The sequence below is a fragment of the Pedobacter lithocola genome (assembly GCF_042650845.1).
GTDB classification, from domain to species: Bacteria; Bacteroidota; Bacteroidia; order Sphingobacteriales; family Sphingobacteriaceae; genus Pedobacter; species Pedobacter lithocola.
Genome location: NZ_JBHSBW010000007.1, coordinates 1,288,993 through 1,309,326, shown reverse-complemented (window position 1 = coordinate 1,309,326; position 20,334 = coordinate 1,288,993). Strand labels below are relative to the sequence as shown.

The window sequence follows — 20,334 nt, the reverse complement described above, 5'->3', positions numbered from 1 at the left end:
TAAACACTTTTTTTGTTAAACTAATAATTAGGCTATCTTTGCGTCTCGAGCGTAAAAACAATTAAGATATATTTGCCGAAATAAAAACATGCCATTTGCCGGTTAAAACTGTTGAGGAAGCATTAGGGTATTTACAATAAATTAATTTAAATGAATATTTCATCAAACTCAGTAGTTTCGTTAACTTACGAATTGCATACTACTAACGAAGAAGGACAACAAGTTTTTGTTGAAAAAGCTGATGAGCAAAATCCTTTAGTATTTTTATATGGTGTTGGCATGATGTTGCCAAAATTTGAAGAGCATTTAACTGGTTTAAAAACTGGCGATGAATATAGCTTCGAATTATCTGCTGCTGATGGTTATGGAGAATTAGATCCAGGTGCATTTGCTGATTTACCAAAAAGCATGTTTACCGAAGCGGGTGGTGAAGTACCGGCTGTTGGAGATGTTATTCCGTTGCAAGATAATCAAGGAAATCAGTTTAGAGCTGGTGTAACTGCAGTTCATGATGAAACGGTTGCAGTTGATTTAAACCACCCGATGGCTGGTAAAAACCTAATGTTTGCCGGAGTAATTTTGAACGTTCGCGAGGCTACACAAGATGAATTGGCTCACGGTCATGCTCATGGAGCTGATGGTCATTCTGGTCACTAATAAGTTAATATCATTAGTTTTCTAACTAATAAAACAAGCCTTTTCGATTTTCGGAAAGGCTTGTTTTGCTTTACCTTCAAACCAGTCATTCCCATTTTCTACCATAAAAGCAATTTATTTAAGAATCACTGAGGTCATTAATTTTGGAAGCAATTCTTTCCATGGTTCTTTATAAAAGCCATAAACATGTTCAAATTACTTTTTACTTGCAATAGAGATGTTAATTAGTCACCTTGTGATACCAAATATCATCCAATGAAAAAATATTTATTTATTTCGATTTTTATGTCGCTTTACTCGTTTTCTTTTGCTCAATCTACCAATCCAATTTTTGTTCAGGATAGTTTAAAGCTTATTTCTTCGCAATTTAAATTTACAGAAGGCGCCTCGGTTGATAAAGAAGGAAATATTTTCTTTACAGACCAACCCAATGATAAAATTTGGAAATATGGTATTGATGGTAATTTAAGTTTGTACATGGATAAATCGGGTAGGGCAAACGGAACCTATTTTGATAAAAAGGGAAACCTAATTGTTTGTGCTGATGAAAATAATGAAATCTGGTGTATCGATAAAAATAAAAAGGTAACTATTTTATTCTCAGATTTTGAGGGGCAGAAAGTGAATGGTCCGAATGATATTTGGTTGGATAAAAAAGGTGGAATATATTTTACCGACCCATATTACCAACGCGATTACTGGACGAGAAAATCGCCAGAAATTGTTGGCGAAAAGGTCTATTATCTCCCGAAAGGAAAAAAGACTGCTATTGTTGTTGCCGAAGGTTTAACAAGACCAAATGGGATTGTGGGTACACCCGATGGAAAGTATTTATACGTAGCAGATAGAGTTGCTGATGTAACTTATAAATATGTAATTAATAAAGATGCTACCCTAAGCAATCGCCAGTTATTATTAAAGCAAGGTTCGGACGGTACGACTTTGGATAGCAATGGGAATATTTACATAACAGGAAAGGGAGTTGATATTTACAACCCAATTGGCGATAAGATAGGGCATATAGATGTGCCTGAAAATTGGTGCGGAAACATTTGTTTTGGCGGAAAAGACAGAAATATTTTATTTATTACTGCATCGAAATCGCTTTATAAAATTGTAACAACTGCAAAAGGAGTTGAATAGAAAATAAATTGCCAGTTGTATCAACTGGCAATTTATTTTATCCTAATTTTCTACCGGTATTAATAACATTAACGCCATTAAAGCGGGTGGTGGCACTACCATGCGAAACCGCACTTACTTGCCCGGGTTGACCTTTGCCATCCGAAAAAGTTCCACCTAAGCGGTAATCATTTTTATCGCAGCGCTGAACACATGAATTCCAAAATTCTTGTGTATTTGCCTGGTAAGCCGCATCTTTAAACATGCCTACAATTTTGCCTTCTTTAACTTCGTAGGCAAGTTGTGCGCTAAACTGGAAATTATAACGCTGCTGATCAATAGAATACGAATTTCTGCCAAACATGTAAATGCCTTTCTCTACATTTTTAACCATTTCTGCTGCACTTAAAGCCGCATTTCCTGGTGCTAATGAAACATTTGGCATTCGCTGAAATTGAATACTATCCCAACTATCGGCATAGCAACAACCTTGCGATTCTTTCAATCCTAAAATGTGAGCCTGGTCTCTAATGGTTTGGTAATTAACCAAAATCCCATCTTTTATAATATCCCAGTTGCCACATTTTACACCTTCATCATCATAACCAACGGCACCCAAAGAACCAACCTCAGTTTTATCGGCAAGAATGTTTACTTCTTTACTTCCAAAATTGAATTTTTTTGATTCCCATTTATCTAGTGTTAGGAAACTTGTACCTGCATAATTTGCTTCGTAACCTAACACACGGTCTAATTCAGTCGGGTGACCAACAGATTCGTGTATGGTTAAAAACAGGTGAGATGGGTCTAGAATTAAATCGTACTTTCCTGGTGGAACAGGTTTGGCTTTTAATTTTTCATCAACATGAACTGCCGCTTCGCGAACATCTTCTAAAATATCGTAACGCTTCTTGTATAGTGTTACTGGTCCGCCTTTAATTTTTTCTGAATCTTTTGGGTTCAAATATTCAAATCCCATTCCCATTGGCGCACTTAAGGCACTTCTTGTTTCAAATTTGCCGCTGGCAGAATCTGTTTTGGTTAATGTGAAATTTGGCCAAATTCTATGAATATCCTGATCGATATAAGAACCATCAGTAGAAGCGAAATACTTTTGTTCGTTAATCATAAACAGGTTCGAATTGATGAATTTGGCACCGCCTTTCATTGCTTCGCTGTTTACTTTTAATAATAAATCTACCTTATCTTTAATTGGAACTTCAAATGCATTAATTTCGATTGGTGTTTTCCAGCTTACTTCACCAAATCCTTTTTGTGGCGCCAATTGTACAGGTTCTTCCATCAACTTTGAATTGCCCTTTGCGATGGCAACGGCAGCTTCGGCAGCCTTTGCAATGCTGGCATTATCCATATTGTTGGTTGCAGCAAAACCCCAACTTCCATTGGCAATAACCCGAACACCCAAACCATAAGATTCTGAATTTGAAATGTTTTCAACCCTGGTTTCTCTGGTAGCAACAACCTGGTTTAAATACCTTCCAATGCGAACATCAGCATAGGTTGCGCCTTTGCTTTTTGCTGCGTTAAGTGCGACATCAGCCATTTTTTTCTTTAAAGCAACATCAACAGGTGTTAAAGATTCTTCAACGGAAATAATTTTGCCAAAAGCAGGAATGTTGGGTATCATGGTTGCACCAAGTCCAACACCTGTCATATGTAAAAAATCTCTTCTTCTCAATTTTTGAAAATTTTAGAGGGTAAAAAAACAGCGGAGACATAATCACCGCTGTTTAAATTATTTAAATAGCATCTGATAAAGATGTGAAAGTAAAATCTCGGATTTTCATTGGTGGAATTAAACCACTACCTGTTCTTACCGGTTTACCCAATGCTTCAACGTTGTTTAACATAATAACCGGACTTTCATTAAACCTAAAATTTTTAATCGGGAATTTTATTTCGCCATTTTCGATGTAAAAAGTACCGTCACGGGTTAATCCTGTAAGCAATAATGTTTGTGGGTCAACCGAACGGATATACCAAAAACGGGTTACTAAAATTCCTTTTTCTGTGCTTTTTATCAATTCTTCTAGGGATTGATTACCACCCTCGATAATTACACCACGGCTAAACGGAAGTGGTTCTACACCTTTTTGCGAAGCCCAATATCTTGAATAGGCCAGATTTTTAACCACACCTTTTTCTACCCATTGCGTTCTTTTAACAGGTAAACCATCGCCACTCCAAGTTGCAGAAGGAATTTCGGGATTCATTGGGTCTGAATAGATATTTACATTTTCTGAGAACAATTGTTCACCTAAACGTGTGCCGCCACCTTTTTTGCTCATAAAGCTTCTTCCCTCATCGGCACTTCGGGCATCGAAACCCCTAAACATATTACCTAAAATATCACTTGCAGCAAGCGGTTCTAAAATAACAGTATATTTTCCTGGCTCGATTGCTTTTGCACCTGCAGAACCATTGGCTTTACTTGCAGCAATTTTACTCAAAGCAAGCGTATCCATTTTAGCCAAGTCGTTAAAATCTTGTTCTACATAACCAGATCCTGTTCCTTGCTTGTTTCTAACCGTAACCGAAAAAGAAACATTAGTACCTTTATTATAGGCAAATAAACCTTTTGAGTTCATTACCGAATTGAAGCTTGTAGAGTTTTCTAAGAAACCTGCTGCATCTAAACCTGCTGCTTTTGATACGCTTAAACTTTTGCCAACCATCTCTGCTCTGGTATCGGGCGTCATTGCTGCGGTAGTTGCATTAAAAGTTTTAGATTCTGGAAATGTCTGAGGGCCTAAAAGTGGCATAAATTCAGGATTTTCCGGAGCAAGCATGGCTAATTCTTCTGCTCTTCTAACCACTTTTTCTAATGATGCATCATCAAATTCGTTAATCGTTGCCGAACCTGTTTTTTTACCATAAGTTGAGCTAACACCTAAACTCATTGTACTGATTTGTCCTGCTGTAGAAACTGCATTTCGGGCATAACGAATATTACCGCCATCAGAACCTCTTAAACTTACTTCGCAGAAATCTGCTTTAGAAAAGCCGACCACTTTTTTTAATATCGCCTGGGCTTCTTCTTTACTTAATATGGCCATAATTATATTTTTCTTGCTGTATTTATAACATTAACTCCATTAAATCTCGCGGTAGAACTACCATGAGAAACTGCACTACTTTGAGAAGGCTGACCTTTTCCATCGTTAAATGAACCACCTAAACGATAATCACTTTCATCGCAAACTGCATTACAAGAATTCCAGAATTCTTGCGTATTGGCTTGATAAGAAACATCGTTAAGCATGCCAACAATTTTCCCGTCTTTTATTTCATAAAAAATTTGTCCGCCGAATTGGAAATTGTAACGTTGCTGGTCGATGGAGAAACTACCGTCGCCAATGATATAAATACCTTTTTCAACATTCTTAATCATATCATCAACGCTTAATTTTTCTTTTCCGGGCTGAAGTGAAACATTGGCCATGCGTTGGAATTGAACATCATCCCAACCTTGAGAGTAGCAGCAACCTTGAGATTCGTTTAGGCCGATAATGTGTGCCTGATCGCGAATGGCTTGATAATTTACCAAAACGCCATCTTTAATTAAATCCCATTTCTTACATTTTACACCTTCATCATCGTAACCAACTGCACCTAAAGAGCCAACCTGAGTTTTATCTGCAACAATATTTACTTTATCACTTCCAAATTTGAATTTTTTCGATTCCCATTTATCTAATGTTAAGAAACTTGTACCCGCATAATTTGCTTCATATCCTAAAACACGGTCTAATTCAGTTGGGTGACCAACAGATTCGTGAATGGTTAACCAAAGGTGTGATGGGTCTAAAACCAAATCATATTTACCCGGCTCAACCGATTTTGCTTTGATTTTCTCAGAGGCAACACGAGCCGCTTCCTTAACATCTTCAAGCATATCGTAGCGACCTTTGTAACGGGTTACAATTCCGCTAACTTTATCTTCCGGACGAGCATTCATGTATTCGTAACCTTTACCCATTGGCGAACTTAAAGAGTTACGGGTTTTAAATTGACCGGATGCTCTATCGATTCTGGTAACGTTGAAATTTGGATAAATGCGGTGCACATCCTGATCGATGTATGAACCATCAGTAGAAGCAAAATACTTTTGTTCGTTTACAGCAAAAATTACCGAATTAACAAAGTTAGCACCATTTTGCATGGCAATATCATTAACGTTTAAAAGTAAATCTACTTTCTCCTTAACAGGAACTTCGAATGCATTAATCTCGATTGGGGTTTTCCAGCTTACTTCACCATAACCTTTTTGTGGCGCAAGTTGTACTGGCTCTCCCTGAATTTTTGAGTTTGCTTTTGCAACGGCCACAGCTTGTTCTGCAGCTTTGGCAATAGCATCTTTAGTTACGTTATTGGTGGCGGCAAAACCCCAGCATCCGTTAGCTAAAACACGTATTCCAACACCATACGATTCGGTATTTGCAACACCTTGAACACGTTTTTCTCGTGTAGCAACAAACTGGTTTAAGTAACGGCCGATGCGAATATCTGCATAGGTTGCGCCTTTAGATTTTGCAGCATTTAGTGCAATATCGGCTAATTCTTTTTTAATTCTTACATCAACTCCGTCCAGCGCTTGCAGTGGATCTATAGGAGTTCCGAATGCGGAAAGATTGGGCAGCATTAAAGCACCCATACCCATTCCGGATAAATAGAGGAAATCTTTTCTTTTCAATTGGTTTAGTTTAGGGGTTTACGATTCCAAGATAGCTATTAATGCCGTTAAAAAGTCAATTTGCTTTATAACATTTTAGTTTCAATTGTTATTTGGTATTTAAAATTCGGGATTCGTACCATAAGTATGATGATACAAATAGAAATGCTATGAAAAACCACCAGATTGATACTTCTTCTTCATTTATAACATTATTAGTAATGTTTTCATTGTTTGATTTGCCCTGATTATTAACAAACACTGCAGTTGAGTTTATTTTCTGCTGATTTTTTAACGCTTGCCAGTCTTCTTTTTTATAAATGTAGATGGGTTCGGTACTTTCATTTACCCTTAAATTATGCCAACCATCTTTTTCTGCCCAAAAAGCTGCATCGTACTGAAAAGGAATTTCGATGTTTTGTCGCGGGGATAAATTAATACTATCGATTTTTAATGTCGGAATTTTTTGCGATGAACCTAAATCTACGATAATATTGGTTTTCTGATTTACTGCAGGAAATTGTGGTGAAATTTTAAGCGATTGATTATCTGGTTTTTTTCTCGCTGCACTGGATAAAACCTCCGACCAATACCTTGTGTAATCATTCGTTTTACCAGAAAGAATCCAGTTAAAGGTTGCTGCAATGGAAGAAACAACAATTTTTCCAGAGCCTTTAATGCTGCTGTTAACCAATGTTTTACCGTTTGCATCAACAAGAATTGGTTGATCGTTTAAGCTAGGTTTTATAAATAATGATTGTTCTGCAGGTAATTTGGCAAACTTAAAATTACTGCTTTTAAGCCTTAAGCTCAGTATTTTATCTTTTGTGGCAGGCAATTCAAATCGGCCAAATCTTCCACTTAATGTTGTTGCAGGTTTTGGATTGGAAACTCTGATAACAATGCCCATTCCGCTATTCACGGCATTGTCAATTGCTGTTCTTTCGTTTGCACCAATTGCAACGAGTTCTTCCTCATCAATAATTAATACATCAAACTTTTTTAACGATGAAGAATTAATTTGACTCATATTAAAGCCATCCATATTTAAAAAATCCGAACTGTATTTATTTTTGCTTATCTGACTTCTAAAAGCTAACGGATACTCATTTTCAAATAACCATTTCTTTAAAAATTTGTACTCAAAATCTGGATAAGAAGCCAAAATTAAAACCTTCATCGGCGCTTGTTCAGTAACCAGAAAGGGGACAGGTTCGACAGCTAAAGTATCGTTACCTTGCAGCGAAATTAATTGATAAACCGCTTTTCCAATTTGTTTAGGCTGATTCTTAAAAGAAAATTTTTTGTTTGATTTCGATTCAACAATTACAGAGTCTATAGCATTTCCTAAACCTTTCAGAAATAATTTTACCTTCTGGCTATTACTATTTTGATAAATTCCCTGAACAATTAATTGTTCGGAAGTTTTTATTTTAGGCTGCCAGTTTGCAGAAATAATTCCGCCAGGCAATTGAGATGGGTGAAATTTTAAGTCGTAACCATTTAAAAACTTAAGTTCTTCATTAGTAAAACCGAAGCCATAAACATTTAATCTATTGATGTTTTTGTTTGTAGCCAGAAAATAGGAGAGTTCTGGAATTTGAATGGCTTTGTAATTGGTAAAATTTGCAGATGCTAATGCGTATTTGTTGCCTTTTAATTTTGAAATAGAATCTGCATTTGTGCCAGCAGATATTAAAATAATTTCATCCGTATTTTGCTTTAATTGAGTTTTATATTTTATCGGAATAATAAAGCAAGCGAAGCAAATTACTGCTATTGTGCTTGCTATAATTCTCCAAATTAATCTTGCTTTATTTACCCGAGCAATTTCCTTATACAATAAAAAAAGCAACAATAGCAAGCATAAAATAAGTACGATGTATTTAAAATCCATATTTATCGCCCTGCTTTGTTAAGGTTGTTAAAATAATTTTGATACAAGGAAGAAACAGGTTGTGCACTTTGCATTTGAGGCTTGGCGGCATCGCCTTTTATCATTTTTTGTATTGCTTTTTGCACCAAATCGATATCAATTTGCTTTGCTGTATTATTTAAAGTTAATTTTCTTAAACTGGTTAAAGCATTTAAATAAGTTGCAGGATTATCGGCTGCAGCGCCAATCATATATTTCTCCGTTTCGTTCAATAAATAAATATCGCCTTCGATAAATTTTTTACCACTTCTTCTGCTCTCTAACAGCGATAATGTTGTTTTTAAATTCGATGTCCTTTTTTCTTTCTGCTCGAAAGACATTTTTTGAACAGGTTGCGTAATCTTGTCCAGCTCTCCACTTAAACGTTTTTCGGGTTTTAAGGAAGCAGTTTTAACAGTTGTTTTAGCTACATATGCCCTCGATTTTTGCTGTAAATCTTTCAATAACCGCAAAGCTTTATATTCAAAAGGCAAGGCTTCTTGAGGCTTGTATGTTCTTAAACGCAATTCGGAATTCCACATTTCAGTCAACACCGCTTTTAACTGCGCTTTCATTTCAGGTTCAAAAAACGTTGCATCTTCGGCTATATCATGCTTATGGGCATATTTGTCCATAATTGAAGTTACATCTCCAAATTTTTCTTCCTCACCTTTGTGCTCAGCATGTTCATCATGATCTTCATGGTTGCCGCCAATTTCCGTTTCACTTTCTTCACCTAAAAACTGTCCGTAACGCAACCTCAAGAGTTTTTGGTCTATCCCCAATTCGTTGCTTCTGGTTTTAAATGCTTCGCCAGATAGAGTTGATTGTTCTTTTAATAACTTTTCTGTATCGATAATAATTTGCCTTTGACTACGAAAATATTCTGGAACCAAGTTTACACCATTCGTCATCCCGGCCATGCTCATCAATTCTGTGGTATCTACAATAGAAACAAAATAAACATCAGAGCGGCTCGATTGACCATGATTATCCATTGCTTTAATAAAAAAATAAAGCTCATCTCCAGGCTTCATGCCTAAGCTTTTCAAATCAATTTGTTTGCTTAATGCGATGTTTTTCTGGTTATTAAAATTGGTATTAAAAGTTAATTTTTTCTCGGTAAAACTTACACCTTCGCCTTTACCACTTGCCATCGTAGCTGATATAAAGGCATCGTTTATGCCATAATCATCACTTAAATTAACTTTCAAATTTATTTTTTGCGGTTGGCCAACATCAATTGTTGTATGTTGTTTGGGATGCGTGATTTTAATAGTTGCCGGCAAATCTGGAATGATGTCAATTTGATATAAATCTGATTTTTTACCATCTAAAACCAATTGATAAAAACCAGCTTTTAAAACTGTTCTTGAGTATAACCAATCCTTTTTATCTGCATTTTGGGCTTTAAGCGATACAATTTCCTTATCATTAAAAATTATTTTAACGGTTTTAATGCTGATGTTGGTTTCTATTTTCCAATTGATTTTTGATCCTGTTTCGGCCTTTATGGTAAATTCTTTTTGTTTTCGTTCTGGTTTTCGGGTGTAAGCAGGTGGTATAATGGTAGCTTGCAAACTAGAAATCTCTGGCAAAACATTTTCTTTTGTAACCGTAACAGATTTTGGATTCTCACCTATAGATTGATATTTCTTTTGTATTTGCGGAATTTTTGTAATGCCGAAACTCATTAAAATACCTGCTAAAAGAATAACCAGGCCGATGTATAATTTCTTTACAGGCTCTGTTGGTTGTTGGATTAGTGGAATAATTTTTTCTATTTTATTTCGCTGCAATTGTTGCAACATCGAGAGTTCTGTTGGGTTTTTAAGTAGCAAATCTGCACTTTCTTCTAGTTCTGGATAGCGGTTATTAACAAATCTGGAAAAGTCTTTATCAGTGGTTTTCCAAATTGGTTTAATAAATAGTGCAACGGCTAATACCAGTGGCAAAACTACAGCGAATATCCAAATTGGTAGTTGTAATATGTAAATTAATAAGGCTGATAAAACCAAAGCAATGGCTAAACCAATCGCAAGTATGCGTAGCACATAAAGCATTGTCCACCTTTTACGTAGGTTATGAATCCAATTTTGTCCTTCAGTTTTTAACATAATTTGTGGTTTTTTTACTGAAAGTTAATATGCGTTCGGCAAGGAAAATCAAAAATGCAATTGTCCAAAATATATTGCCAAGGGGTTTATTTTGGGTACTATTTGTTGCTTTTTCTATTGTTGAAACTTGAATGGTTTCTTTCTGATTTTTAGCCAATTGCCTTTGGTCAGCGTCGTTATCTTCGAAACCAAAATTGGTAGCTTTATTATCATGAATAACGATTGGCATTAAAGCTTTAACAAATGTTTCGTTCCATACCAATTGGCTCCATTGTGGGTTTAAACGACTATAGAAATGTAGAATGTTTAATTTATTTTGTTTTTCTGCGGATAAAATTGAATTGCCAAAGCCATCAGTCCAAATTGTTTCTGAAGATTTTGGGGCTTCAATTCTTTTACTTGATGCAATGTTTTTTCCATCAATAACGATAAATGAAGCTTCGGGAATTATCTTACCTTTTTCATATTGAAATAAAGTTCCGCCAGAATCAATTGATGATTTAAAATCTGATGAAACTACCTGATCTGAAAGCCAAAAACCAACATCTACTTTTCCTGAAGGATTTATTTCAATTTGCCTCCCACTAAAACTTGCAATGGCTTTTAGTGCTGAAACAAGGTATTTTTTATCAGTGTTTCCTGAAGATTCGTAAATTTTCACCCGAATTGATGGAACATCATTGGATGCAATTGGCGTGTAAACCGTACTTGATGGATTTGATTTAGCCTCATATTTTTTGCCAGCATAATCAATTATCCAGCTGCCAAGCGTATCTGCTTCGTTGAAATGTTTTCGCAATAATTTATAAGAAACTTTGGGTAGCTCATTTCCAATGCTATTTAATCGATGGTTTTCAAATAAATAAACCGAATTCGCGGTAGGAATAATGGCATTTAATTGATTTAAAAGTGTGGAGTAGCTTATAGGTTTCTTTTTAACGCTATCTAGGTTTGCTGTATCTTTTAATGTTAAAGCAGAAAAACCCATGTTAAAATCATGTATTTCATAATTTAATTTTAATAGAGAATCGATGGTGCTTTTGTAGTTTTTAAAAACAGTAGGGAATTTATATTTATCTACTAAAATCCATCCATTTTGTTTGCCTGTTAAAGGTTTTTTTATAAAAGGTTGTGCAATTATGCAGGCAATTAAAATTATCAGCAAACAACGTAAAATCAGTAAAAGCCATTCGTTAATTTTAAAACTTTTAGAACTTGCATGAGCGCTTTCGCCTAAAAGTGCAATGCTTCCAATTTTTAAAGTTTTGCCCTGTTTCACATTCCACAAGTGGATTACCACCGGGATAATTAAACCCGCAATTGCCAGTAAACCTATGGGATATAAAAATTGCACAGTTAAATTCTTAATTTACTTCTTTGTTTTAAAAAATCTCTTAAAGCTTGTTCCAAGGGTTCGTCGGTAGAAATGGTTCGGTAAAAAATCCTGCGGTCAAGCATTTTAATCCTCGTTTCTTCTAAATAGGTTGCAAACTTTGCTTTGTATTCCGTTCTGGCTTTCACCTGATCAATTTGTATGGTTTCGCCGGTTTCTAAATCTTCGAAAGTGGTGTAGCCTTTAAAATCCAAATCCAATTCGTTTCGCGATACCACATGAAAAACGACTACCTCATGTCTTAGCGTGTTTAACGTATCTAGCAGTTGCGTTATTTCATCATTGGTTTGATACAAATCAGTAACAAAAATTAGTAATTCTCTTTTTTGGGTACCGGCAAAAAGCTCTTTATAATGTATGGGTTTGGTAAATTCTCCGTCAGGATTGATGCTTTCCAACTGATAAAACAATCTTGCCAAATGCTGAAAATCTTGTTTCGGCGTCATCGAAAAAATGCCCGAATTTTTGAATACATATAAACCTATGGCATCACCTTGCAAATTCGCCAGGTAGGCTAGAGATGCGCCAAGGTATTTTGCATAATCAATCTTCGTGAAATCGCCATCGCTGTGGTTCATCGAGGCACTTGCATCAATTAAAATGCGTACACCAATATTGGTTTCAACTTCCGATTCGCGAATGTAATACCTATCCGAACGGGCAAACATTTTCCAGTCTAACGATCGCAAATCATCTCCGGGTTGGTAGCTGCGGTATTGACTAAACTCCAATCCGCCGCCTTTAATTGTGCTCTTATTAATGCCGCTCATGAAACCATCGATTGTCATTTTAGCCGACAAACTCAGTTCTTTAATCGCCATTAAAACCTTTGGATTGAGTAATTTACTCATTAAATATTTGCTTTGGGTTTTGAAATTGCCTTTATCAATTCATCCGTAACTTTATCTGCAGATACATTTTCTGCTTCGGCTTTGAAATTCATCAAAACCCTATGGCGAAGCACCGGATAAGCCATGGTTTGTAAATCTTCCATAATTACAGCATACCTGCCTTTAAACAAAGCTCTGGCTTTAGCCGTTAAAATTAATGCTTGTCCGGCTCGTGGTCCAGCACCCCAACGTACCCATTCTTTTACAAAAGGAACCGAAGTTGTATCGGGGCGGGTTGCTCGAATGAGTTCACTCACGTAAGTAATTAAATCATCGCTAATACTAATTTCTCTCGTTATGGCTTGTAATTCTTTAATTTCTTCGGCACCAATAATGGGATTTATAACGGCTTTTTTGCTTCCTGTTGTGCTGCTTAAAATTTGTGCTTCTTCTACAGCAGTTGGGTAACCAATTTTTATGTATAATAGAAATCTATCTAATTGTGCTTCGGGTAGGGGATATGTACCAGCTTGCTCAATGGGGTTTTGTGTTGCAAGGATAAAAAATGGTCTATCTAAAGGATAAGTTTGCCCTCCGTAAGTTACTTCAAATTCTTGCATGGCTTCTAAAAGTGCCGATTGTGTTTTTGGTGGTGTTCTGTTAACCTCATCAGCCAAAACAATATTCGCAAACAACGGGCCTTTGTTAAACTTAAAAAAGCGTTTCCCGGTTACATGGTCTTCTTCCAGAATTTCTGTACCCACAATATCGGTTGGCATTAAATCGGGTGTAAACTGAATCCTTCTAAAAGAAAGATCTAAAGCTTGCGACATGGTTTTTACCATCAAAGTTTTCGCTAAACCAGGTACACCTTCGAGCAAACAATGACCGCCGGCCATTAAAGCAATAAGCATTTCTTCGATTATTACATCTTGCCCAACAATTACTTTCTGTATTTCGCTTTTTAACGATGAGATCTTGTCGATCAATATTTTTAGGTTGTTTTCTGAACGCTCCAAAATGATTGGTTTTTTGATTAAGTGAGATATTGTGCCTCAATATAGGGCTTAAAGGCAGATATTTTTAACCAGAAGCAAAGAATATCAAAAAATTTACACGATAATCGAAAGAAAAATCTCAATTAATAAAAATTGGCGGTAATTTAGGACGATGCAAAGATCTAAATTTACATTTGCGAGAATAAAATACAATTCAGGAGATTGGGAAACCGATCAGCGCATGCCATCAAACATATTAAATTCGCTATTAGAATATACCACCATTCCGCTTGATGAAGAAGAAAAAATCGTAGAATTGAGTAGTCCAGACTTATTTAAATACCCGTTTTGTTACTTAAGCGGACATAAGTTGGTGCAATTTAGTCAGCAAGAAGCAGTAAATTTTAAAACCTACGTACATAATGGTGGTTTTGTTTTTGTTGATGATTGCAATCATGATATTGATGGTTTGTTTGCCCGTTCTTTCGAAACACAGATGAGCAATTTGTTCGGACCAACGGCTTTAAAGAAAATACCAAATAACCACGGTATTTACAATTCATTCTTTAAATTTGAAAAAGGTCCCCCAACAACATCATTTGAATTAAATGGTTGGGGTGATGATTTAGTTCACGATTACCTTAAAGCAATTACCATTAATAACAGAATTGGCGTTTTGTACAGCAATAAAGATTATGGTTGCGAATGGGATTACGATTTCAGAAACAAACGTTTTCTAGCCGAAGACAATACTAAATTCGGCGTCAACATCATTTTATACGCCATGGGCGTTAACAGTTAAATCATTATAAAACCAAATATTTTGAAATCTACCCTAACCCGACTACTTGTTTTTACAGTAGTTCTTATTACAGCAAGCACATCTGTATTTGCAGCTAAAAATCAATATTACTATCAACTAAAAATTTATCATCTAAAAACCCCAGCCCAAGAGGCAATGGTTGATGCTTATTTAAAAGATGCATTTATCCCTGCACTTCACCGAGCCGGAATAAATAGTGTTGGCGTTTTTAAACCGATTGCAAAAGATACGCTAGAGCAATTGGTTTACGTATTTATTCCATTTAAAAAGATAGATGGATTTTTAAAATTGAATGAAACGTTGGCAAAAGATAAACAATACTTGGCAGAAGGAGCCAAATACTTAAATGCAGCATTTAATGCCGCTCCGTTTAATAGGGTAGAATCTATTTTAATGAAAGCTTTTTCTGCAATGCCTGAATTTGCAGTTCCAAAATTAACCACGCCAAAAAGTGAAAGGGTTTACGAATTAAGAAGCTACGAATCGGCTACAGAAAATTTGGCAATTAATAAAATGGAAATGTTCAACGATTCTGAAATTGCCATTTTTACCAAGCTGAATTTTAATGCTGTTTTTTATGGTCAAGTAATATCTGGCAGCAAAATGCCGAATTTAATGTATTTAACTACATTTAATAATAAGGTTGATAGAGATAAACATTGGGTAGATTTTGGTCCTGAATACAAAAAGATAAGTGGCTTACCGCAGTACCAAAATAATGTTTCAAAAAATGTAACGCTTTTTATTTATCCTACAGATTATTCTGACTTGTAGTTAGATTTGTTTAACAAAAAGCCATGAAATTCATCCCCATATTTATATTATTGAACTGTTTCTGGCTTTCGGCTTTTTGCCGAAAGGATATACCCGATACGGTTAAAACCGGCATTTATGTAACCAGCATACACGATATTAATTTTAAGGATAAAGAGTATAGTGTAAATTTCTGGCTGTGGTTAAAATATAAAAATAAAGATTTCGATTTTTTGAACAACCTTGAAATTCCTCAGGCTAAGGAAGTAACAAAATCTTTTTCTACTATTGATACTACAGGCAACCAGATTTATATGCTGATGAAGTTGCAGTGTGTTATGAAAGATTCGTGGGCCATAGATAATTTTCCTTTCGATCATCAAATTTTAAGGCTTTCTATAGAAAATTCGCAATACGATTCAAAATCGTTAATATTTATTCCTGATACTTTGGGCAAACAATACGACCCCAGATTTACACTACGTGGCTGGAATATCGATAGCTTGATAACATCGGCAGGTATAAAGAAATATGAAACTGCTTTTGGCGATGAAAGTATTACAGTGCCACATACAGAATACAGCAATTATAAAATAAGAATTGGCATTAGCAGAGATGCTTTTGGCCTGTTTTGTAAAATGTTTTTAGGGATGTATGTTGCATTCCTGATTTCGTTTATGTGCTTTTACATACATGCTGATAGCATCGACTCGAGATTTGGATTAAGTGTAGGCTCTTTATTTGCAGTAATTGGTAATAAGTATATTATCGATGGTTCTTTACCCGATACGATAACGTTTACGCTTGTAGATACTTTACACGGTATTACCTTGGTATTCATTTTAATCGTGATAATTTCTACAGCAATTTCTTTAAGGATGATAAAGAAAGGTAAGGTGGATGAGGCAAGCAAATTTGATAAGCGCTTTGCTATGATTTTGCTGGGCATTTATATTTTACTAAACGCCTTTTTCATTATACAATCCATCAATGCTTAATTGTATTTAATTAGCAAACATGCTTGTATTTTTTGTACATTTGCAATCCTGTTTAACGAAAAATAATTTTACAGGATATAATTGGGGCCGTTCTTGGATTTGACAGGGTGGCGAAGGTTATGTTAGCATGCAGTGCGTTGTACGGAGAGCACTTAAAGTGAACGTTCACATTTTAGTTGGCGAAAATACTTACGCCTTAGCTGCCTAGTTTAGAACTAGCTAGCTTTTGTCCCTCTAACTGCTGCATTGTTGGGTTAGAAACCGGGGCATCGAAACAACAAAGCTGGCCTTGAGGAGATGCGACTTAAGGTGAGATAAAGTATCTAAGGATTTAAATAAGGTCGGTTTTCAGCCCGTTTATTTCCCGAAAATCAATTGAAAAATAAGCATGTAGAAGGTATAATTTATCTCACAACTGGACAAGGGTTCGACTCCCTTCGGCTCCACTAGAATCAATAGCAAAATTCACCAAAAAAAACAAAAACCCTGCAAATCATCGATTTGCAGGGTTTTTGTTTTGTGATTTAGTGTCATTTGGGGCAAAAAGTAAAAAGTACGTATCTATTCCTAACGCTTCGTTATCCAAGGTTTTTAGAATTTTCAATGGATATTTTAATTTTGATTTATTGTTGCATTATAAACGATGCTGTATTAGAAGACTTTATTCCACTTATTATACTGGAGTTGTAAGAAATTGTGTATTTCTTGCCAGCCTCGAACTGATAACCTTTTGAAAGATCTATGATACTAACCAATGTGTCCTTCGGATTTACAAACAAATAATTATCAGAAATGGGTGGCATGATGCGTTTTGCCACCGGACCTTTATAAACAGCTTCTTTTCCATTTTCATCTTTTATATCCAGATAATTGCTCATCAGCGGTTCAAATGGCGTGTGCCATTTGCAGAAAGATTTCCCCATTGAGTTGTTATTATGAACTACAAACCTTAAATTAATCTTCTCGCCAGCTTGTATAAGATTCTTCATAGCAAGGGTTACAAAAAGGGAATCCCCAGGTTTTTTAGATATATTTCCAATTCCTGAATTATGGACTTTTTGGCTACAACCTACAATAGCGATTAGCAGGACCGGGATAATAATTTTTAATTTAAACATGCATCAATTGTTTTAGCAAGAAAACGATATAGGATATCAATATGCTACAACTAAATTTTAACTGCTAGATTTTCAGATGTTTATTTTTTTTGATTATAAACAGATATCAGCTTTTGCGCAAAAGAACGGACTGAAGATAATTTTATGAAAGGTATGTACTTCATTAGTGGTTAGGCGAAAAATACTATTAAATTTAAAAAATCGAATTTAATGTAGAAGTTTATTTTTACTAGTGATATCAATCTTTGATGGCTAGATTTGCAAGGATCAAGGTTTATATCAAAAGCAAATTTTTAAAAATGGAGAAATTTATAATATTCATAAAATCTATTGTATTAATAGATGACTCTGATTTGCAGATGATACTCTCAAGGTGTACAATAAAGAAAATAGCTAAAGGAAAGCTAATTTTAAGGAAGGGGCAAATTGCTAATCAATATTTTTTTATTACATCTGGTGGTGTACGTTTTTTTTATGAGCTTAATGGTCAGGAAAATACAACATGGGTAACATTCAAAAACGAATTTTTTACAGAAATTTCTAGTCTCAACCCCCAAAAACCAACCAGATTTAATATAGAAGCCATTGAAGATACCGAATTAGTGGTTATTGAGAAGCGAGACATGGATTTTTTATATGGGCACATCGCCAGTTGGGAAGAGTTTGGAAGGAAAATTTGGGAAGCAATGTCGGTGAGGATGATTGATCAGATTTTAAACTTTCAAACACTTTCTGCAGAGCAGCACTACCTTGAATTAATGAATAATCCTGAGTTTGTGCAAAAAATCCCTATCAAGCAGTTAGCTGCCGTTCTTGGTATAACACCAAATGCACTAAGTAGGATTAGGAAGAATGTTCGTTAGACCGTATTTTCTACCACATGGTAGTTTTGTGCAATCATTAGCCCGCTACCTTTGTGTTATAAAATATACAGAACATGACTCAAATAAATGATGTAAATAATTCGCTTATCAATCCGTATTCCGATGAAGAATTAATTAAAAATTTCCCCGGTTTTACCAATCACTACGCCAGCGTAAATGGAATAAAGCTTCATTATGTAGATGGTGGAATTGGCATGCCGCTTATATGCTTGCCAGGCTGGCCGCAAACTTGGTATTCTTATCACCCTGTTGCGGTTGAGCTGGCCAAATCATACCGGGTAATTATTGTAGATATCAGAGGAATGGGAAGTTCGGAAAAACCCATTACTGGCTTTGATAAAAAAACAATGGCATCAGATGTTTTGGAATTGATAAAGCAACTTAACCTTAGCAAAGTAAATATCATGGGTCATGATATTGGTGGAATGGTAGCCATGAGTTTCGCTTTTAACCATCCAGAATTTACGCAGAATCTCATTGTTGCAGATGGCTCCCATCCAAGCGAAGGCATGATGCAGATGCCTTTAATGCCAGCCGCGGGTACTTTTTCAAAAAAGATGGACGCAAATATGCCTTATGCCTGGTGGATGGGATTTAATCAGGTAAAGGGATTGCCTGAAAAAATATTAGAAGGTCGTTTTCAATATTTAATTGACTGGCTTTTTGAGTATGTGATGATAGATGCAGAGAAAATGAGTTCGTTCGATAGAGCAGTTTACGCTTGGGCTTACAATAACGCAGAAAGCATTAGGGCGTCTAACGCCTGGTATCAAAGTTTTGCTCAAGATATTGAAGATGCGAAAATCTATCAGCAGCTAAATATGCCTGTACTGGGTTTGGCGAGTTATGTGAGCTACAATTACATGAAAATGGGTTTACCTTATGTCGCTAAAAATGTTGAGGTAATAGGCATCCTTGATAGTGGACATTACATGTTTGAGGAAAAGCCCAGGGAAGTGCTGGCAGCTGTGCTTAAATTTTTAGGAGCATAAAGAAAAAAAACTAACGTAAATCATTTAAAAAAAGACATAAAATGAAAAGAATAATTTTGGTAGCCGGGGCAACAGGCAACTTAGGAAATAAAATTTGTAAAGAATTAATAAAAAGAGATGCTGACGTGAAGGCAATAGTTAGAGCTACCACTAGTCTTGAGAAGAAAGAAACCTTAACAAAAATGGGAGTAGAGGTTATCGAAATAAATCTAAGCAATATCGATGAAGTAGAGGCTGCTTGTTTGGGCGTGGATTGTGTGATTTCTGCACTTGCCGGTCTAGGAGATGTTGTTTTAGATTTACAGAAAAGTGTGCTGGATGGGGCTTTGAAAGCTGGAGTCCCGAGATTCATTCCATCAGATTTTTGTACAAATTACAATGCCCTGGTTCCTGGCGAAAACAGAAATTTTGATTTGCGCAGGCAATTTAAAACTTACCTAGATGGAACGGCTATAAAAGCATCTTCTATCTTTAATGGGGCATTTGCAGATATATTGAAGTACAATACACCGATTTTAAATTTAAAGGATAAAAGTATTGGATATTGGGGTGAAAAAGCAGACTGGAAGCTCGATTTCACAACTATGGAGGATACGGCTGCTTTTACAGCTGACGTAGCATTAGATCAAAATGCACCAAGGGATCTACAGATTGCAAGTTTCCAGATTAGCCCTAATATGATATGGACTGATGTGAATACAGCAACCGGGCAGGAATTTAGAATGCAGCAACTTTCCAACCTTGAAGATTTTGCACAGTTTATAAAAAAGCAACGAGCTGACCATCCAGCGGGTGAGAATGAACTATATGCCAAATGGCAGCAAGCACAGTACATGTATTCTATGTTTTCAACGCAACACGCCCGATTAGATAATTTACGTTATAAAGACCTTGATTGGACGACCAGCTTGGAATACATAAAATCATTTGTAAAATGATAACAACTAGAAACTAATTTATAACAATTCATCATGTAAGCTTGTGCTTTGTTACAGACAATCTTAGCCTTTCAAAATGAAAAAATAACCTATCATTTCGGTA

17 protein-coding genes and 1 other RNA gene are annotated in these 20,334 nt (G+C 35.7%); 9 read left to right on the top strand and 9 right to left on the bottom strand.

Annotated elements, in window-relative coordinates; translation table 11 throughout:
* The first annotated feature begins 150 nt into the window (after window positions 1-150).
* Both ACFOWA_RS07960 and ACFOWA_RS07955 read left to right on the top strand, forming a co-directional pair.
* Complete coding sequence (locus ACFOWA_RS07960; RefSeq protein WP_378983726.1) at window positions 151-657, top strand: FKBP-type peptidyl-prolyl cis-trans isomerase; 507 nt, start codon at window positions 151-153, stop codon at window positions 655-657.
* 255 nt (window positions 658-912) lie between these two features.
* Complete coding sequence (locus ACFOWA_RS07955) at window positions 913-1,800, top strand: SMP-30/gluconolactonase/LRE family protein (RefSeq protein WP_378983723.1); 888 nt, start codon at window positions 913-915, stop codon at window positions 1,798-1,800.
* A gap of 37 nt (window positions 1,801-1,837) precedes the next feature.
* Here ACFOWA_RS07955 and ACFOWA_RS07950 read toward each other — a convergent pair whose 3' ends face one another.
* The 8 genes from ACFOWA_RS07950 to ACFOWA_RS07915 form a co-directional block, all read right to left on the bottom strand.
* A complete protein-coding gene (locus ACFOWA_RS07950; protein WP_378983721.1) occupies window positions 1,838-3,478 on the bottom strand; it encodes a TldD/PmbA family protein in 1,641 nt (546 codons plus the stop codon).
* 61 nt (window positions 3,479-3,539) lie between these two features.
* On the bottom strand, window positions 3,540-4,856 hold the full coding sequence (locus ACFOWA_RS07945; protein WP_378983718.1) for a TldD/PmbA family protein: 1,317 nt from the start codon (window positions 4,854-4,856) through the stop codon (window positions 3,540-3,542).
* Between the two features lie 2 nt (window positions 4,857-4,858).
* The gene (locus ACFOWA_RS07940) at window positions 4,859-6,493 is read right to left on the bottom strand and encodes a TldD/PmbA family protein (RefSeq protein WP_378983716.1); all 1,635 of its coding nucleotides are present in this window, start codon (window positions 6,491-6,493) and stop codon (window positions 4,859-4,861) included.
* An 88-nt stretch (window positions 6,494-6,581) separates the two neighbouring features.
* Window positions 6,582-8,369 carry a hypothetical protein gene (locus tag ACFOWA_RS07935; protein WP_378983713.1) on the bottom strand — a complete coding sequence of 596 codons (1,788 nt, stop codon included), beginning with the start codon at window positions 8,367-8,369 and terminating at the stop codon, window positions 6,582-6,584.
* A 2-nt stretch (window positions 8,370-8,371) separates the two neighbouring features.
* A complete protein-coding gene (locus ACFOWA_RS07930) occupies window positions 8,372-10,504 on the bottom strand; it encodes a hypothetical protein (RefSeq protein ID WP_378983710.1) in 2,133 nt (710 codons plus the stop codon).
* A complete protein-coding gene (locus ACFOWA_RS07925; RefSeq protein WP_378983708.1) occupies window positions 10,491-11,858 on the bottom strand; it encodes a BatA domain-containing protein in 1,368 nt (455 codons plus the stop codon). The genes ACFOWA_RS07930 and ACFOWA_RS07925 overlap by 14 nt, the downstream gene beginning before the upstream one ends.
* A 2-nt stretch (window positions 11,859-11,860) precedes the next feature.
* Complete coding sequence (locus ACFOWA_RS07920) at window positions 11,861-12,748, bottom strand: DUF58 domain-containing protein (RefSeq protein ID WP_378983707.1); 888 nt, start codon at window positions 12,746-12,748, stop codon at window positions 11,861-11,863.
* The gene (locus tag ACFOWA_RS07915; protein ID WP_378983705.1) at window positions 12,748-13,716 is read right to left on the bottom strand and encodes an AAA family ATPase; all 969 of its coding nucleotides are present in this window, start codon (window positions 13,714-13,716) and stop codon (window positions 12,748-12,750) included. Before ACFOWA_RS07915 ends, ACFOWA_RS07920 begins: the two co-directional genes overlap by 1 nt.
* 181 nt (window positions 13,717-13,897) lie before the next feature.
* Here ACFOWA_RS07915 and ACFOWA_RS07910 point away from each other — a divergent pair, with 181 nt between their 5' ends.
* The 4 genes from ACFOWA_RS07910 (at window position 13,898) to ssrA (ending at window position 16,748) form a co-directional block, all read left to right on the top strand.
* Window positions 13,898-14,527, top strand: a complete 630-nt coding sequence (locus tag ACFOWA_RS07910) for a DUF4159 domain-containing protein (protein ID WP_123205814.1) — start codon at window positions 13,898-13,900, stop codon at window positions 14,525-14,527.
* Window positions 14,528-14,548: 21 nt separating this feature from the next.
* Complete coding sequence (locus ACFOWA_RS07905) at window positions 14,549-15,322, top strand: NIPSNAP family protein (RefSeq protein ID WP_378983701.1); 774 nt, start codon at window positions 14,549-14,551, stop codon at window positions 15,320-15,322.
* Between the two features lie 23 nt (window positions 15,323-15,345).
* Window positions 15,346-16,299: a hypothetical protein gene (locus ACFOWA_RS07900; RefSeq protein ID WP_378983699.1), complete on the top strand. Its 954-nt coding sequence runs from the start codon at window positions 15,346-15,348 to the stop codon at window positions 16,297-16,299.
* Between the two features lie 83 nt (window positions 16,300-16,382).
* Window positions 16,383-16,748, top strand: a transfer-messenger RNA (tmRNA) gene (gene ssrA / locus ACFOWA_RS07895).
* Between the two features lie 174 nt (window positions 16,749-16,922).
* On the opposite strand, the gene ACFOWA_RS07890 is transcribed toward ssrA, so the two are convergent.
* A complete protein-coding gene (locus tag ACFOWA_RS07890) occupies window positions 16,923-17,417 on the bottom strand; it encodes a protease (protein WP_378983697.1) in 495 nt (164 codons plus the stop codon).
* A 299-nt stretch (window positions 17,418-17,716) separates the two neighbouring features.
* Here ACFOWA_RS07890 and ACFOWA_RS07885 point away from each other — a divergent pair, with 299 nt between their 5' ends.
* The 3 genes from ACFOWA_RS07885 (at window position 17,717) to ACFOWA_RS07875 (ending at window position 20,231) form a co-directional block, all read left to right on the top strand.
* Complete coding sequence (locus ACFOWA_RS07885; RefSeq protein ID WP_378983695.1) at window positions 17,717-18,280, top strand: Crp/Fnr family transcriptional regulator; 564 nt, start codon at window positions 17,717-17,719, stop codon at window positions 18,278-18,280.
* Window positions 18,281-18,354: 74 nt separating this feature from the next.
* Window positions 18,355-19,293, top strand: a complete 939-nt coding sequence (locus ACFOWA_RS07880) for an alpha/beta fold hydrolase (protein ID WP_378983693.1) — start codon at window positions 18,355-18,357, stop codon at window positions 19,291-19,293.
* 41 nt (window positions 19,294-19,334) lie between these two features.
* Window positions 19,335-20,231, top strand: coding sequence for an NmrA family NAD(P)-binding protein (locus tag ACFOWA_RS07875; RefSeq protein WP_378983691.1), 897 nt, complete (start codon window positions 19,335-19,337; stop codon window positions 20,229-20,231).
* The last annotated feature ends 103 nt before the right edge of the window (window positions 20,232-20,334 follow it).

Excerpts from the sequence above, each read along its gene's own strand:
- ACFOWA_RS07930 (WP_378983710.1), bottom strand. The coding sequence starts at position 10,504 with ATGTTAAAAACTGAAGGACAAAATTGGATTCATAACCTACGTAAAAGG.
- ACFOWA_RS07960 (WP_378983726.1), top strand. The coding sequence starts at position 151 with ATGAATATTTCATCAAACTCAGTAGTTTCGTTAACTTACGAATTGCAT.
- ACFOWA_RS07875 (WP_378983691.1), top strand. The coding sequence starts at position 19,335 with ATGAAAAGAATAATTTTGGTAGCCGGGGCAACAGGCAACTTAGGAAAT.
- ACFOWA_RS07945 (WP_378983718.1), bottom strand. The coding sequence starts at position 4,856 with ATGGCCATATTAAGTAAAGAAGAAGCCCAGGCGATATTAAAAAAAGTG.
- ACFOWA_RS07885 (WP_378983695.1), top strand. The coding sequence starts at position 17,717 with ATGGAGAAATTTATAATATTCATAAAATCTATTGTATTAATAGATGAC.
- ACFOWA_RS07880 (WP_378983693.1), top strand. The coding sequence starts at position 18,355 with ATGACTCAAATAAATGATGTAAATAATTCGCTTATCAATCCGTATTCC.
- ACFOWA_RS07890 (WP_378983697.1), bottom strand. The coding sequence starts at position 17,417 with ATGTTTAAATTAAAAATTATTATCCCGGTCCTGCTAATCGCTATTGTA.
- ACFOWA_RS07910 (WP_123205814.1), top strand. The coding sequence starts at position 13,898 with ATGCAAAGATCTAAATTTACATTTGCGAGAATAAAATACAATTCAGGA.
- ACFOWA_RS07955 (WP_378983723.1), top strand. The coding sequence starts at position 913 with ATGAAAAAATATTTATTTATTTCGATTTTTATGTCGCTTTACTCGTTT.
- ACFOWA_RS07900 (WP_378983699.1), top strand. The coding sequence starts at position 15,346 with ATGAAATTCATCCCCATATTTATATTATTGAACTGTTTCTGGCTTTCG.
- ACFOWA_RS07935 (WP_378983713.1), bottom strand. The coding sequence starts at position 8,369 with ATGGATTTTAAATACATCGTACTTATTTTATGCTTGCTATTGTTGCTT.
- ACFOWA_RS07920 (WP_378983707.1), bottom strand. The coding sequence starts at position 12,748 with ATGAGTAAATTACTCAATCCAAAGGTTTTAATGGCGATTAAAGAACTG.